Annotated in this window: 10 protein-coding genes; all 10 read right to left on the bottom strand. The window is 37.1% G+C overall.

All coding sequences use genetic code 11. The features are described 5' to 3' along the window. Window positions 1-65: 65 nt before the first annotated feature. The 10 genes from CWM22_06155 to CWM22_06110 all read right to left on the bottom strand — a co-directional run bounded on the left by CWM22_06155 (window position 66) and on the right by CWM22_06110 (window position 15,572). The gene (locus tag CWM22_06155; protein AUC91503.1) at window positions 66-704 is read right to left on the bottom strand and encodes a hypothetical protein; all 639 of its coding nucleotides are present in this window, start codon (window positions 702-704) and stop codon (window positions 66-68) included. Beyond that, window positions 701-7,972: a helicase gene (locus CWM22_06150; protein ID AUC91502.1), complete on the bottom strand. Its 7,272-nt coding sequence runs from the start codon at window positions 7,970-7,972 to the stop codon at window positions 701-703. The genes CWM22_06155 and CWM22_06150 overlap by 4 nt, the downstream gene beginning before the upstream one ends. An 18-nt stretch (window positions 7,973-7,990) precedes the next feature. After that, the gene (locus CWM22_06145; GenBank protein AUC91501.1) at window positions 7,991-8,443 is read right to left on the bottom strand and encodes a hypothetical protein; all 453 of its coding nucleotides are present in this window, start codon (window positions 8,441-8,443) and stop codon (window positions 7,991-7,993) included. Next, window positions 8,440-9,399, bottom strand: coding sequence for a DNA (cytosine-5-)-methyltransferase (locus tag CWM22_06140; protein AUC91500.1), 960 nt, complete (start codon window positions 9,397-9,399; stop codon window positions 8,440-8,442). The genes CWM22_06145 and CWM22_06140 overlap by 4 nt, the downstream gene beginning before the upstream one ends. Further along, entirely contained in the window at window positions 9,396-10,580 is a 1,185-nt protein-coding gene (locus CWM22_06135; GenBank protein AUC91499.1) for a DNA (cytosine-5-)-methyltransferase, read from the bottom strand. Before CWM22_06135 ends, CWM22_06140 begins: the two co-directional genes overlap by 4 nt. A gap of 77 nt (window positions 10,581-10,657) precedes the next feature. Next, window positions 10,658-10,888 (bottom strand): hypothetical protein, encoded by a 231-nt coding sequence (locus tag CWM22_06130; GenBank protein AUC91498.1) that lies wholly within the window; start codon window positions 10,886-10,888, stop codon window positions 10,658-10,660. Continuing rightward, window positions 10,873-11,511, bottom strand: coding sequence for a hypothetical protein (locus tag CWM22_06125; GenBank protein ID AUC91497.1), 639 nt, complete (start codon window positions 11,509-11,511; stop codon window positions 10,873-10,875). The genes CWM22_06130 and CWM22_06125 overlap by 16 nt, the downstream gene beginning before the upstream one ends. A 42-nt stretch (window positions 11,512-11,553) precedes the next feature. Then, window positions 11,554-12,150, bottom strand: coding sequence for a hypothetical protein (locus tag CWM22_06120; GenBank protein AUC91496.1), 597 nt, complete (start codon window positions 12,148-12,150; stop codon window positions 11,554-11,556). Continuing rightward, window positions 12,134-12,349, bottom strand: a complete 216-nt coding sequence (locus CWM22_06115) for a hypothetical protein (protein ID AUC91495.1) — start codon at window positions 12,347-12,349, stop codon at window positions 12,134-12,136. The genes CWM22_06120 and CWM22_06115 overlap by 17 nt, the downstream gene beginning before the upstream one ends. A gap of 10 nt (window positions 12,350-12,359) precedes the next feature. Continuing rightward, window positions 12,360-15,572 carry a hypothetical protein gene (locus CWM22_06110; GenBank protein AUC91494.1) on the bottom strand — a complete coding sequence of 1,071 codons (3,213 nt, stop codon included), beginning with the start codon at window positions 15,570-15,572 and terminating at the stop codon, window positions 12,360-12,362. Between the last annotated feature and the right edge of the window lie 7 nt (window positions 15,573-15,579).

Here is a 15,579-nt window from a genome sequence, read left to right as displayed (position 1 = left end):
ATGATGGGCTCCAGTTGTATTTTAATTCCTATTCTTTTTCAAATATTATTCCAAATTTATATGTATCACAACTCCATCCCTCTATCCTGTTTTGGTTTACTTGGTTCTGAACTTGTCTGTTGGGAGTATTCCTTCAAAGCTCCGAGAGTTGAGGGCTTTTCTCCTTTTCCTGCCTCCTCTAGTTGTTTTTCTTTCGTTTTAAGGATTTTAATATTTTTAACAACAAGATTTTTGTAGAGTTTCCCTTCATACTCTTCATACTTCATCTGGCCAGTTAGCTTGACAAAATCCCCTTTCTTGAGTTGGTCTGCAAAGTCGGCACGTCCGTTATAAGCTGTCACATTTGTAAAGTGACTATTCCCTTGTTCATCATTTCGAGCAATTGAAAAATTGGCAACTTTAAATTCCTTTCCATCTTCTCCAGGGAAGACTTTAACCTCGACATCTTTAGTTACATTGCCAACCAATTCTACATTATCTGTTGATAATTGACTTTTATCGGACTCCAAAGTTTCAATTATTGCATCAATATTGGAATGAAGTAAACCAGATATAGAATCATCATCCATGTATGCTTGATAGACTTGCTGCAACAAGTCTGGATCTGAAATATCTTTCTCAATCGCAATAATGGCCTTGGTAAAGTCGGCATAATTTTCTTTTAACATATTATCTAAAGTTGATTTGATTTCTTCAAAGTTCATATTACTTGCTCCTCTTCTATTTCTTCTTTTGTTTGACTTTTGTAGTCACGTTCTTCCACTTCTGCCTTATAGGCTTGAATTTGTGCTAAAGTAGATGGCCGTTTTTCTTTCTCGTCGACATCATAGTTTGATTCAAAAGCATCACTATCTTTAAAATCATGGTCATAACGGTCTACTATGCCGTCACTATCCAAATCCTTGTCAAGCAAATCTCTAATATAAGGTAAACCTAGCGTTTGACAAGCCTCCTTTTCATCAATTGAGAGTAAGTCCTCATTAGTGGAATGCTCCAAAAATAGTTTAAAGTGTTGAGCTTGCTCCTCTGGTGTATTTCCTTCAAACACTCCAGACTTTAAATCTGAATCTGCAAATGATAGTTTCCAGAAAAAATTGGATAGATCTACACTATACTCAATATCATAGTCGCCAACCTCACTTTTTCCCTTTGCTAGATACACCACATCTCCAGTCGAAAAGATGTCTTTAAATTGTTCCGTTCTACTTTCTTCAGAAAGTTCGGTATCACCATATTCTCTGGCTAAGAAGTCAACAATTGCTGCCTTAACATCTTCAAGTAAAGGATTCGGATTCTCTAACTCTTCCACATCCCCCATATCCAGGATGCGATTGACCTCTGCTAAACGCAAGGTCTTTTCTTTTAGTAAGTCCGCCTTTTCAAAAGGTTTCGTTACCTCTTCTTTCGCAACCTGGAGCTTGTATTGGACCTCTGACAGTCTATTTTCCAACTTGGATACTTCTTCATCTATCCTATCCAAAACATTGTCTAAACGTTGAATATTGCCCTCAGGGCTATCACCGAAATGACCAACGTAGGATAAATTACCCTCAATCACAAAATCCATTGCTTGAGCAATTTGGTTAAAGAATGCGGAAACTTCAAATCCACGATAGTGACCAATTGACATTGTACCTGATGCAGGAACTAGTGGTAAAATTTTCATCAATTCTTCTGCTGCTGATTTCTTATCTACAAAGTGTTTTCCTAAAATTTCCATCCCATTAAACTGACCATCACCTTGTACTTTTGGAACTTTTCGTTCCATATCTTGCTTGGCAAATGCAATTTGTTCTGTTAGACGAGCAATTTCGGACGGATAGTGTTTTGCTATCTTATCTTCTAACTGATATAAATTGGACTTGTAGTTTGATTCCAGCATCCGTAATTTAGATACTTCAACATCTAAATCCATCTTCTCTTTGATAAGTGGATTACCAGTCGCAAGTGCCTTGATTTCCGCATAATTTAAGGTATTCTCATCCACATCATCAGCCACACGCACAGGCGTTTTCGAGGTCATAATTTGAGAGATAAACTTCTGTTTATTCTCAATGGTCTGCCAAAGATATGCGTCGAATGTATTCTCCGTCACATAACGATAGATATAGACGTCCTTATTCTCATTTCCCTGACGAACGATACGACCAGACCGTTGCTCCAAATCTGCTGGTCTCCAAGGTACGTCCAAGTCGTGGAGGGCAATGAGTTTGCTTTGCACATTTGTACCTGCCCCCATCTTCGATGTGGAACCAAAAAGAATACGAATATCGCCACTTCTCACCTTGGCAAACAACTCAGCTTTCTGCTTTTCATTATTCGCATCATGAATAAAGGCGATTTCATTTTCTGGAATTCCAAGATTAACTAACTTGGTTTTCATATCATCGTAGAGGTTAAAACTTCCATCACCCTTCGGTGTAGACATGTCACAAAATACAAGCTGAGCGGAACGTCGCTCACTTGATTGTTCCCAGATTGCGAAAATGTTCTTGGTACAGACATTTACCTTGCTCTCTGGATCATCTGGTAAAAAGGAATTAACCAAACGTTGGTCTAAAGCAATCTTCTTACCATCATTCGTAATCCGCAACATGTTATCTTCCTGGGGCTCTACTTTCCTATTTCTAACCTTATCAGCACGCTCGGAAAGGCTTTTTAAAATTTCTTTCTGATGACCTGTTGGCTTGGTAAGTATGGTTTCATAATGAGCCTGTGGAGTTGGTAAATTCAACTGATCTGCAGTCTTAATATCTGCCATCTCTTTTACAAGAGACATCAGTTCAGGAAGATTGTAAAACTTTGAGAAGCGTGTCTTACTACGATAGGAGTCTCCTTCTGGAGAAAGTTCTATGGCAGTTACGGTTTCGCCAAAGGTTGAAGCCCAGGAATCAAAATGATGTAGACCTTTTCGTTCCAGTTCATCAAATTGTAGATAGCGTTGCATGGTGTAAAGTTCGCTCATAGAATTCGACACAGGTGTTCCTGTCGCAAAAACGACACCCTTTCCTCCTGTTAATTCATCCAAATAGCGACACTTCATAAACATATCCGAAGATTTCATGGCTTCAGATTGACCAATCCCAGCCACATTTCTCATTTTGGTGTAAAGATAAAGATTCTTATAGTTATGGGCTTCATCAATGTAGAGTTTATCAACACCCAATTCCTCGAAAGTCACAACATCATCCTTACGAAAATCGTCATTTAGTTTTTTTAGCTTTGCCTCTAGTTTCTTCTTCGTTCCCTCAAGCTGTTTTACAGTAAAATTTTGGTCTCTCTCGTACTTATATTCTTCAATGAACTCGACTATATCCTGAATTTGATGTTTCAAATGTTGTTCCTGGTATTCTCTACTCATTGGAATCTTCTCGAATTGAGTGTGACCAATAATGACCGCGTCGTATTCGCCAGTCGCTATCCTACCTACAAACCGTTTTCGATTAGCAGGTTCAAAATCTTTTTTTGTGGCTACCATAATATTGGCTGCTGGATACAACTCCATAAATTCCCTTCCCATCTGTTCTGTCAAATGGTTTGGAACGACAAACAAGGCTTTATTACTCATTCCAAGTCGCTTACTTTCCATAGCACTTGCTACCATTTCAAACGTTTTACCTGCTCCGACTACATGAGCCAAGAGGGTATTTCCTCCATAAAGCGTTCGTGCTATGGCATTCTTTTGATGTGGACGTAGGCTAATATCTGATGTCATCCCCTCAAGAGAGAGGTGTTGGCCATCATATTCTCGGTTTCGGATTGAGTTAAATTTTTCATTGTAGAGTTTTTCGAGCCTATGCCTACGACTTTGGTCTTTGAAAATCCAGTCTTTGAAAGATTCTTTGAGAAGTTCCTGCTTTTCACCGGCCAACATGGTTTCTTTCTTGTTCAGGACTTGTTTTTTATTTCCCGCATCATCATAAACCGTATCGTAGACTCGTGTATCTCGTAAGTTTAATGAATCTTCGATTAACCGATAGGCATTGACTCTACTTGTACCAAAAGTCAGATTTGCAAGGTCATTTCGACTATCCTGTGTTTTCCCATCAATCTTCCATTCCGATGTAAAGGGAGAGAACTGTACTATAATTGATTTTTTCGCATAGTAGCTAGGTTGAAGTGTGTCAAAGATAAACTGCTCAATATCTGAGGTTGGAATCCAGGTAGCTCCTAGTCGGACCGAAATTTCACTTGCTGTCAATTCCTTGGGCATAACTTCTTCAAGTCTATCACGTTGAAATTTTAGTTCGTTAATATTCTCAAGAACTTCCTTATCTGGATTGTCGATTGATTGATACCTATCAATGTAAAAATCCATTATAGAAATCTTCTCACGGATGTTACCGCTTAAGAATTGGTCAGCAGGAACATAAGATAATCCCATTTCTTCCATCCCTTGCTCAGAAAATGGATGAAGCATACTCTCTTCATAGGCAAAAGGAATATCCAAATAGATTTCCCCTTTTAATTCTTTTATCAATTCCTCCCTGGGCTTGTCAGTCAACTGTGTCATATAGTCGAAGTCAACCCTTCCCTTTTCAGAAATTGAAAGAATCAAGGCCTCATGACTAGTATCACAATGCTCGACAACCTTTGCTTTTGCTATTGTCCGCTTAAAGAAAATATCGCCCTTCCCTACAAACTTACCTTTGTCTAGCTTCTCAATAGATGATACTAAGGGATAATGACTATCCTCGTGTAAATTCCTGCGATTAAGTGTAGAGTTGATAAAATCATATTTCGCTTTAAAAGAATCATATGCCTTGTTCAGTTGCTCTTGACTTTCTTGAATCAAAACATCGCTGGCATTTTCTTTTTGGAGTTGAATAACTTTTTTCAAACTATCCACTACGTAGATGTAATCTCTTAATCTATTTAGTTCTTTAAGTGATAACTTTTGACGAATCATGACAGAGTCTTCTCTGTAATATGGAACTCCATCAACCAAAGTATAAGAGAAATTCTTAACATGATCCATTGCTGGAAGAATGTCCTGTCCATCATCTAAACTGTGAACTTGTTCGGCACGTGGGATTTCTCCCTGAATGGATTGAATAGCTGTGCTAAGTTGCTCCTGTAGGTCACTCCCATCTGAAAGACAGGCTAAACTAGGACCAAATCGACCTGAGACTTCTGCCATTTGCCCCAAGACCATCTCTGGATGTTCTACAAAATACTTATTGTAAATAAGGCCATTCTCATCTCTAGCTAAATGTATCCAGTCCACATCCTGCTCTCTCACAACATCCCGTTTTTGTAAGACTAGAATATCACTTGTAACCTCAGTACCTGCTAACCCCTTAAAGGTATCATTTGGCAATCGAATAGCACCCAACAAGTCACATCGATTGGCCAAATATTGTCGAACACGACTGTCTTGTTTATCCATTGTTCCAGAAGAAGTTACAAATGCAATAATACCTCCACTACGAATTTTGTCGATTGACTTGGCAAAAAAGTAGTCATGGATAAGAAAGTTTTCTCGGTCATAATCTCGATCAGTTAGTTTGAAATCTCCAAACGGCACATTCCCAACCGCTACATCAAAGAAATTATTAGAAAATCTTGTTTCTTCAAATCCCTTTATCTGCACACTTGATTTTTGATAAAGTTCCTGAGCTATCCTACCACTCAATTTATCCAGCTCGACTCCATACACCTTAGAACGATTCATATCTTTTGGTAAACGACCGATAAAATTTCCTACCCCACAAGAGGGTTCCAGAATATTGCCTTTCTCAAAACCAAGATTCTGCAAGACTTTATAAATAGAATCAATCACGAGTGGTGGGGTATAAAAAGCAGTCAAAGTTGATTCCTTGGCTGCTTGATATTCTTCTGGTGATAATAATTCTTGTAATTTACTTCGAGCATCAGCCCATTGACCTGTCTTCTCCTCATTGAAGACATCTGCAAGACCTCCCCAACCAACATATAATGAAAGAGTTTCTTGTTCTTGTCGGTTGGCTCTTCTGCCTTCTCTCTCAATATTCTTTATGATTTGAATTGCAGCAAGATTATTTTCTAAGCGTTGTGACGGAGGTAATGAACCTGGTAGATCTTCAAGTACAAAATTTTCCAATGGTCTTTCTTCAGTATTAACTGTGGTGAACTCTGCAATTCTGTATTTTTCAGAATTCTCTTGTTCTACTTCTGCAGTTTCATCAGAAGTTTCCTCTTCTAACGCATCAAAATCAAAGAGGTCTAATTGCTCATGCTCCTTCATTTTTTCAAGCAATAGACTGTTTTCTAGGTTTCGTGCATACTCATCAATTTTGTATCTGAATCGTTCTTCTAATTCCAGTACATAGTTAATCTGACCAACCGTATCAATGCGAGCAACCATTTCATCTTCCATGTAGACGATGATTTGTCCATTTTCTTGTTTATCAAATTCAAATAACGGTGAAGACTCAAAGTCAGAAAAAATATGGTCATTAAAACGATAAAGTTTATTTTCATCATCAGAAAGATAGGTTTCTTCTTCCAATAGAGCATCAATTTCACCCGCAACTTGTCGCCAACTGAATGATTCCCTATGTCCATCGGATTTACGTGTTAAATGTAATCCCTTTGAATCATATTGATAGGAAATTGGAAAACTTGGACCACTTGCTCCACCCCAGCCGTATTCCTTTTGTAAAAACTGGGCTTGAAATTTTATATCTTCTTGACTAGCAAAAAAGTGAGCAACTCTTAGTCGCCCACCTTGTGTTCCTGTTCCTTTACGAAGAACATCATGCAATTCTTCTTTGGTTATTTTTGCTAAATGTAAATCAGATTGTGCCTTACCTGTTCCTTGATCGAGGAGCGTAGGTTGTTCATCTGAGCGGTCCACTTCAACATGTCCTTGGATTTCAATTCCTCGGTCAAATTCCACTCTGGTATCAATTGTTGTTCGAGTATTAGCGTCATCGTCTGAGCCTCTTTCTCCACTTCCATCAAGTGAGGAATCAACTGGGCTGTCTGATACAATTCTAGCAACATTTCCATCTTGCTCTCCTCCTTGCTCAGATACTCCAATCGTTCCTTGGCGTAGGGGGCTGTCCCAATCTCTCTCTGAATCTGTGGATTGGTTTGAAGTGTATGAAGAGTTTGTTGGTAAATCATCTCTACTATCTCCTCTGTTGTCTGACAATGACTGAACTCGTTGGCTGTCATGGTCGTATTCATCTTCTCGATAACTAATGCTTGATTCATTTGGTTGACCTCCTCTATCTTCTACACCATCATTATACCGCTCAATAATCTCTTTTGTCTGCTCTTTTAATGCAATTTTCTCAATCTTTTTTTGATGAATAATACGAAAAATTTTTTGGGACATTCTTGATAAGTAATCACCAAAAAGCAGAAACTGTCTAGGACTAAATTGACCTAACCCATTCTCAAGTAAATCATTGTTTAGGTCCATCTCAACCCCAAGTCTACCAGCAAATACTGCTTGAAAACTTTGTTCAATAAAACGAAGTAAATAGTTTTCACTTTCCACATCTAAATTCATTCCTGCAAGGACTTTTTGGCCAATACCTTTGGTAGCTAATCCTGCCAAATAACGAATCGCTGCCTCTTCATTTTCCGGTCTAAGTGACAATCTCTCATCAATAATATCTGTAAGGATGGATAAATCTTTTCCTGATTCATATCTCCATTGTTCAATTGGTCGTCTATCCTTATTCACTAGGACAGTCTGGCTAATATCAAAGACATACCCTACGCTAGTCGTTGATTGATTAGATAATAAAATCGGTACCCCTTTTTGACCACGTCTAACAATATAGTCAACGGACTTCCAAGATTGAAAATCTGAGCATAAGCTAGCTGTCGGTTTCTGATGAATAATACTCAATTGGTTTTGAAAGCCAAAACCAACGACATAACCTAGCCGCCCTAGCATCCTTTGATAAGCATCTACATCCGAAAGATAATGAGTGGATAAGTCTCCGACATAGTTGGCGTATTCTTCAACTCGCATGACTTCTCCTTTCTTTCGCTATAAAACCTGTTCTGACTTGATTTTGTTCATCTGCTCTTTTTCATGTACTGGAATAGTAAAGTGCTGACTAAAGTCCACCTGGTTTCCCGCTTCATCTTTAGAGATGACTGTGACAGAAGTTCGTACCACATCTGACACTCCAGTAGAGCGAATCGTATAAGATTGACCGTAAGCCATAAAACATAGATTTCCTTCTTCAGTTAAATGAACGTCTACCCCATTCTTAATATCTTGTTCTGCTATAAAATCGAAGATGTTATGAAGGTAAGATTCATAATCAAGTGGAACGTTCATTTCCTTATGATAATCATCCTCAAACCTCAGTTGAAACTCAGAGAGAAAATTTGGAAGAGAAAAAAGTTTTGACATAATATTATCAATCTCTATGTCATGTTGTAAGGCTTCATCATAATTACTTTCATAAATTGATTTTTGATGTAATAGTTTCATGAGTTTGACTCCTTCTGATAAATTTGTTTTACAATTGCTTCAAGTACCGATACAACAATAGAATTGCCTGCTTGCTTGTACAAGATACTGGACTTCTTGCTAATTTTCTCTGGAAAAATTGTTCGTAATTTATTAAAATCCTTGTCAATAAACCCCATCAATCGGAAACACTCTCTTTCTGTTAAGTAGCGATATTTTCCAGGACCTACTCTAATAAATCCAGCATTAGGTACTCGTGTTTGCTTAGTCGAAATCGTGTAACAATAATCTTGAATAATGTGTACACGTGCTGTGAAAACTGACTGACATGCCTTTTCTATGTACTTAAGAATGGACGGTTGAGTGACAGTATATTTTTCAGCTACTTTGCATTCTAAAAATTCTTCAATGGCTGGTGCTTGTGTTCGCTCTAGTTTAGAAAAATCAAATTGATTTTCCCTACCTAGATAACTGACCACAAAAATCCGTTTCCTTTTTTGAGGTATCCCAAAGTCAAAGCTATCCAGTATCCAGTAACACGATGTATAGCCTAAATATTCCAATTCCGTTAGATAGGCTTCAAATGTTGGTTTCATTTTCTTATCTAACACGCCAACAACATTCTCCCAAACAACCCATTTAGGTTTTTGGACCGCATTTTTTAATATCAAGATTGTTTCAAACAAAAGAGAACTTCTAGTATAGGAGCCTCTCTTCCCACCTCTTTTAAGTCCTGAGCGTGAAAAATCTTGACAAGGACTGCCATGCATTAACAAGTCAATCTGCATATTGGGTAGAGAATACCCTTTAACAGATTGTGGTATAAAATTCTCATTATAGAGTACGTTGTAGCTCTTTACACAATTCCTATCTATTTCTACATAGTCTATCAATTGATGAGGAATTTCCTGATTAAGAAGTGCTTTACGGAGGGCTCCTATTCCTCCAAATAATTCAACAACTGTCAGAGTCTTCATTCACTCTCCCCCTCCTTCTCAATTGTTGCTAAACGTTTGCCAATTTCAAATGCAACAGGTACAGTCACTGCATTTCCTGCTTGCTTATACAATTGTGAATTTGAAGTTACTCTACTTGCTCGATTAAATGCCCAATCAGGAAATCCCTGTAAACGAAAACACTCCCTTGGAGTTAGCTTACGAATCTGTAATTGATTCGTTACAACCCCAAGAGAGTTTCCAGTAACTATTGTTTGAGCAACCTGCTTACCAACTCGACCTCTTCTAACTTTAGATGACGGATAAGCGAAATTGACAGAATCTCCTTCAAATGCAGTTTCAAATCCCTTATTGGTATTTGAGCGTACATAAACTCCCCTACTCCGAGGTAAACGTTTTTCTAAAACAACACCGTGCCTGTCCTGAGAAGTAAGTGTAAACATGGGTTCTGATTCTTGTTTTACCCTCCTACCTTTCTGTCTTTTCTCAATTCTTTCAGGAGTTAGAATTGGATAAGCAATCTTAACGCCCTCGCCTTTATTCGTTGTAAGAGTGGGAGAAATAGCACTAGAAGAATACACCTTTCCATTCAATCCATATCCCGATGGATTTATGTTTCCCATGCATTTCGGACCTGATAGAGGAGAGACTTTACTTTTTCGTCCGATAGGAAAAAGGAACTGTCTACTTCGTCCTCTAGAATGTCCAATAAGATAGACTCTTTCCCTATGTTGAGGGACACCAAAATATTTGCTGTCAAGTATCTGCCATTCAGCATCATACCCCAATTCATTAAGCGTGGACAGTATAGTTCTGAACGTCCTCCCTTGGTCATGATTGAGTAAGCCTTTGACGTTTTCAAGCAATAAAAACTGTGGTTGGATTTGTTGGGCCGCTCGAGCAATCTCGAAGAACAAAGTTCCTCTAGTATCCTCAAATCCCAATCTTCTTCCTGCAAGCGAAAATGCCTGGCAAGGGAATCCACCACAGATGAGATCAACTTTTCCTCGGAGCTTTCGGAAAGCATGATTGGATATTTTTCGTATGTCATGATATTCGACTTCTCCTTCTGTATCAAAAATAGCCTGGTAGGAGTTACGAGCGAATCGGTCTATCTCACAAAAACCAACACAAATATGTCCAGCTTGTTCAAGCCCCAATCGAAAACCTCCTATCCCAGCAAATAAATCAAAAAAATACATTTATCCTCCTTTATGACAAAAGAAAAAAGCGACTAGATTTCTCTAATCGCTAAAACCATCATTCAAGTTTTAAAACTTTATGAAGTTGTTTGAAAATATTCAGGTTTAATTTTGTCAATCAAGGTGCTTGCAATGGAGTTAACTCCAACGTGCATCAAGATTGGATCTTCAAAATCTACCTGACTTGCATATTGTCTTGCTATCTGATGTGCAACACTAGCCTCAAGTCTGTATTTTGATGTTTCTAACAAAGCCTGTGCTAACTCATTGCTATACAATTCAACAGGACTAATCATTGTTTTTGCCATTGGTCTAACTCCTTTCCATCTTTTGATAAATAAATCTTTGTTACCTTCATTATATCACAAAACTCTTGATTGTGAATGGATAACTGTTTAAATGAGAATGGTTTGCGAAACTCGTCTAATACATCAGCTTTTGAAACCAATCCAGCCTTATATTTTTGGAGTAACCCTGTCGGATTATCGTCCGTCTGAACTCCATAAATAAAATCGAAATCATGAATGCGTTCCTTTGAGCGAAGCCGATTCTGAAAAACGAACTCAGCGAAATCTATCACATCATCAGAAATATTGTGGCTTTTGAAATAATGACACTTATAATTTGATGTTGTAAAAATTGAAGGAAAATCCGTCAACTCAAACTCTAGAATAATCCCTTCCTCATCCATATTCCCCAAAAATTCAGCACCAGCTTTATTGGTATTTAAAAATTCTACCAAACGGTTTATATACTTCTGTGCCTGTTGAAAATCTGATGTAATATAAAAACCAGCACCAAAATCCAGTTCATGTCCTAAATTGTAGTCTACTTTTATCCCTTCTAATAAGGAAAGGAGATGTCGTTTTAATGTAGCATGATACCATCTATTATGTGATAAATTCTTAATTTGCTTACTTGATAAATCCATTTCATTACCTCTAATTTCATTATACAAAAAAGGAAAACAATGTCAAACCTCATCTTCACCATCACTTATATAGTCTTCATCTTCTTCGAATTCTTCAAAGTGGTGTTCTTTCTTTGGTTTAATGACTTTTATATAATATCCTACACACAATACACAAAGAAGGAATAGACCGATAATAATGTAACTTCCAGCTGAAGATTTTTGTTTTGGTTCTTCATTTTTGACAGTTTTTTCTTCAACGACTTCTTCAACCTTTTGTGGTTTGACAGCAACAGTATCAGTTGATTCAACAAGGTTGAGTAAATCCTGTTCAGATACTTCTGTCAATAATTGTACATTTTGTCCACCTTTATCATGATCTATAATCAAGTGAAATACCTTTCCTGACTTACTTGTAAAAGTGACAAACTGCCGCTTAGTAGCAACTGAATCAGTAATTTCGTAATCTTGATTATTGGCATCTACATTTTCTGTGACTTGGCCCTTGGCGTTACTTTGCTCTGAGGCTTGTGGATGTACAGAAATGGCTACTGGCTGACTATTTGGCTCTGAACTAGGTGAACTTGCATAAATAGTTTGACACCCGCTAAATAACATAACCAAACTAGCTACTCTCACAAAACTAAATAATCGTTTCATGCGACAACTCCTTTTCAAATAAAACTTTTTTAGTAAATTCTTCGAGAGATAGATTAGATTTCTCAAAAACAACTATGACTTCTTCATAAATCAAATCTTGTTCTTCTTGTAAAACTTGAGCCAAATCTTGGTCAATTTTTTGCTTTTTTTCAAGTAGTTTTTCTTTCTTTTTTTGTAACATCTGAATATCTTTACGCATAAATTCCTCCTTATAATCCAAAATTGATGTAATAACATTGTGCGGCCATCTCCCGTGGAAGATAGCCTGTTGAAATCACAAATTCCCCTTTTACATTCATTTCTGAGATAACAATACTACCATCAGGGTTAACGCGTTCTACAAACGCAATGTGACCGTAAGTCGGATCTGCATATGGTACAGTTGGAGGCATACAGACTGCTGTACCAGCTCGTGCCTCTCTACTGACTGGATAACCATATTTTGCAGCATAGAACGCCCACTCGCCACCATTTCCCATTGGTGAATGTTGGATTGGCTTTCCAAGTTGTGAGAATCGATTATAAACATACCAAGTACATTGCCCAGGGTAACCGCCATTTAGAGCAGCAACATGATTAGGGTTTGGTGGTGGAAAATTTCCGCCTGTTAAATTGACATCATATACCGATGATACATTTCCAGGAAGACTGATCGTCGTTCCCGAAGGAAAGGCAGTTTCTAAATTCCCTTTTGTTTCTCTAAGAATCCTATAATGTTCTAAATTGCTAGGACTACCAGCAAATATTGACTGAATAACTACATCCATGTCATTTTTTGAAACTGTTGCTATCAATTTTCGATAGGTATAGGGAACTTCTTTCTCAACAATCGTTTTCTTACCACTGGTGTCAAGAACTTCTTCCTTGACCTTTCGATAACGGATTTCCCTCTCTTCACGATAGGAAACCTGATATATCTGGTCAAATAGTTGTTTCATCGCTGGTTCAACACTTGTTTGGTCTTTTATTTCCCCAAATCTAGCTGTCAAATAGGCTAATAAGACATGTGGATCATGACCAATTTGTTCCCTCCCTTTAACGATGTATTCATCGTATCCAGGTTTCGATTCCTTCAATCTTGCCAATTGATTGGATAAATTCAATTCATAGGTAGAGAATATGTGATTCAATGCAACAAGCATTTCCTCTGAAGAAAGATAGGATGTAGTGGTAAGCTGATAAGAAACTGATGATAAAGCACCAAACATAAATTGACTATTTGAATATACAACTGTCAATAGAGAAAATAAAGCCAAAGCCAATACCAAAAAACTCTTCCACCTTGTGGTAATGAACTGGACCATTTGATTTAACAGTTTTTTTAGCTCTTCTTTTATCCTGTCTCTAATTCTAGGGAAGTGCTTGTTACGAATTTGTTGCTTCATCCGCTGTCGATACATTGCCTTTCGATAGAATAATTGCCGTTGAAAAATCTTATCTTCCTTCATCAATCGATACTTATGCCGAAATTCCAATTGCGATTGTCTTACCTTTGCCTTCTTGGTCAATTTCTTTATCGTCTTTTTACGATTCGATTTTTTTGCAAGTCTCATTAGTGTAGCAGCATTAATGTTCAGTACTTTCGTAGTTGCATCAACTGCCACATTATCATCAGCTCCTGCTTGAAGATAACTAGCTACTAGAAACTCACTGCTGGCCAATCCTGACACTACTTTTTTAAGTGGGCTTGATTGTATTCTGCCAAGTTTTGCTTGTTCAATTTTTTTAAGTAAATGACGATTCTTCTTATCCTTTACAAACTCAATTGGCTCAATTACTAAGGAATTCAACTTTTCATGAATTTGTAACTGATCTTTTAATAATCTATGACGTCTAAATTTATTCGCCTTAATGTTATTAGTTAAAGTAAGTCGCCCTTTATAAAATTGTTTTTTTGCTGTAGTTGCAAAATTATATTTAGGTCTACCATCAACTTGAATTGGAGTGATACTCAATTTCGTTTTGGATGATTTAGATACAGTTTTTCTATTTTTGTCACTAGTTGTACCAGGATATAAACTACGAGCAATATTCGATTTTGTTTCTTTATTGCTCAGTCTATTTGACAATCTCTTACCTTTTCTGGTCAATGTTTTAATCTCATCATTCTGTATCTTACCGCCTACAGCATTAGAGTGCAAAATATCTCTAGAGAATAGTTTAATTTGAGGTAGATGAAGTTTTTTAGACCAGTCGATGTTGGGATAACTTATCTGTTCAATCATTATCGAATTTTCATTAAGATTTGACTGAAATTGGTTTGAACTTTGTTTACCCCCATCTGTATGAGTTACAGTTTTTTCAATTTGTTGACTTTGACTATTCTTTACCACCCTTATTTTATTTTTCGAAAGTTTAGAATTACTCGGTTGAAATTTCTTATTATCTATTCTCAATTGACTTTGTAGAAGTGAAACATCAAAGACACTCTCATTATCTGCTTGATCAATAATAGAATTAGACTCATCACTCACTCTTGGATAAGTTTTTATTGGAACTGAATCTGTAGAAGAATCAAATTGAGAAATAGGTAATTCTGACAGAACGTTTTGGCTTTCATGAACTGAATTGACATGAACATGTTTCTTCCCCTTTTTATTCTTAAACTGGGACGGCGTTCCTTGATTCTGATTGTGAATTAATTTTGCTCTCCCCTCATTTCTCCGATGGGTAAACTTTGTTTCAGTATCAATAATTCTACTTTGATTTGTATCAAACTTACGAAACGGACTATCATGAATTTTTCTTTCAATAGATTCAGTCGGTTGAAAAATATTTTGTGCCTGAGTATGACTTGAACTTGGTTCGAAACTCAAGTCCTTTGAGTGATTTAGTTCGCTGGAATTTACTGGATTTTGGTGCATAATTTCAAATTGTATTTGTTGAACTTCTTGTTCATTACCAGTTTGTGCAAGATTCCCATCAGAACTAACGTGTATTTCCGAATTATGACCATTCTGCTCGGTGAACTCAATATCGTTCCTTGATTCAACATTTTGCTGATTTTCAAATGCTTTTCGTTGATTCAATTGGACTTGTTTCTTATGACTTATTGGCTTTGATTCAACTAGGGGTGCTTCTGGTGGAGAGGGCTGATGTAAATAATTTTTATTAACTATTTCATCTTGTAGATCTGTAATTTGAATAGTTGATCCATTTTTATCATGAATAGGTAAAGGAGTTTGTGTAGACTTGTCATCCACAATATTAATATTTTTCCGCCTCTTTCCAGAAGATTCAACTTGATTTTGCCTACTCTCTAATTTACTTTCTTTATGAATAATCTGGTGTTGAAATTTAACACTCTCATCAACTGTTCTTCCAGAAAAATCTTGCTCTTCCTTCCTTTGTCGAATGTCAGGTTTTGATTTCGCATAATGTTTCTTATTGGTCTCTCGGACCATTCGTTTTGACTTTCCCATAATTCAT

The sequence above is a fragment of the Streptococcus suis genome (genome assembly GCA_002831545.1).
Taxonomy (GTDB): domain Bacteria; phylum Bacillota; class Bacilli; order Lactobacillales; family Streptococcaceae; genus Streptococcus; species Streptococcus suis_P.
The sequence above is the reverse complement of the archived record's forward strand: the minus strand, read 5'-3'. Positions and strand labels throughout refer to the sequence as shown.

Excerpts from the sequence above, each read along its gene's own strand:
- CWM22_06155 (AUC91503.1), bottom strand. The coding sequence starts at position 704 with ATGAACTTTGAAGAAATCAAATCAACTTTAGATAATATGTTAAAAGAA.
- CWM22_06150 (AUC91502.1), bottom strand. The coding sequence starts at position 7,972 with ATGCGAGTTGAAGAATACGCCAACTATGTCGGAGACTTATCCACTCAT.
- CWM22_06145 (AUC91501.1), bottom strand. The coding sequence starts at position 8,443 with ATGAAACTATTACATCAAAAATCAATTTATGAAAGTAATTATGATGAA.
- CWM22_06140 (AUC91500.1), bottom strand. The coding sequence starts at position 9,399 with ATGAAGACTCTGACAGTTGTTGAATTATTTGGAGGAATAGGAGCCCTC.
- CWM22_06135 (AUC91499.1), bottom strand. The coding sequence starts at position 10,580 with ATGTATTTTTTTGATTTATTTGCTGGGATAGGAGGTTTTCGATTGGGG.
- CWM22_06130 (AUC91498.1), bottom strand. The coding sequence starts at position 10,888 with ATGGCAAAAACAATGATTAGTCCTGTTGAATTGTATAGCAATGAGTTA.
- CWM22_06125 (AUC91497.1), bottom strand. The coding sequence starts at position 11,511 with ATGGATTTATCAAGTAAGCAAATTAAGAATTTATCACATAATAGATGG.
- CWM22_06120 (AUC91496.1), bottom strand. The coding sequence starts at position 12,150 with ATGAAACGATTATTTAGTTTTGTGAGAGTAGCTAGTTTGGTTATGTTA.
- CWM22_06115 (AUC91495.1), bottom strand. The coding sequence starts at position 12,349 with ATGCGTAAAGATATTCAGATGTTACAAAAAAAGAAAGAAAAACTACTT.
- CWM22_06110 (AUC91494.1), bottom strand. The coding sequence starts at position 15,572 with ATGGGAAAGTCAAAACGAATGGTCCGAGAGACCAATAAGAAACATTAT.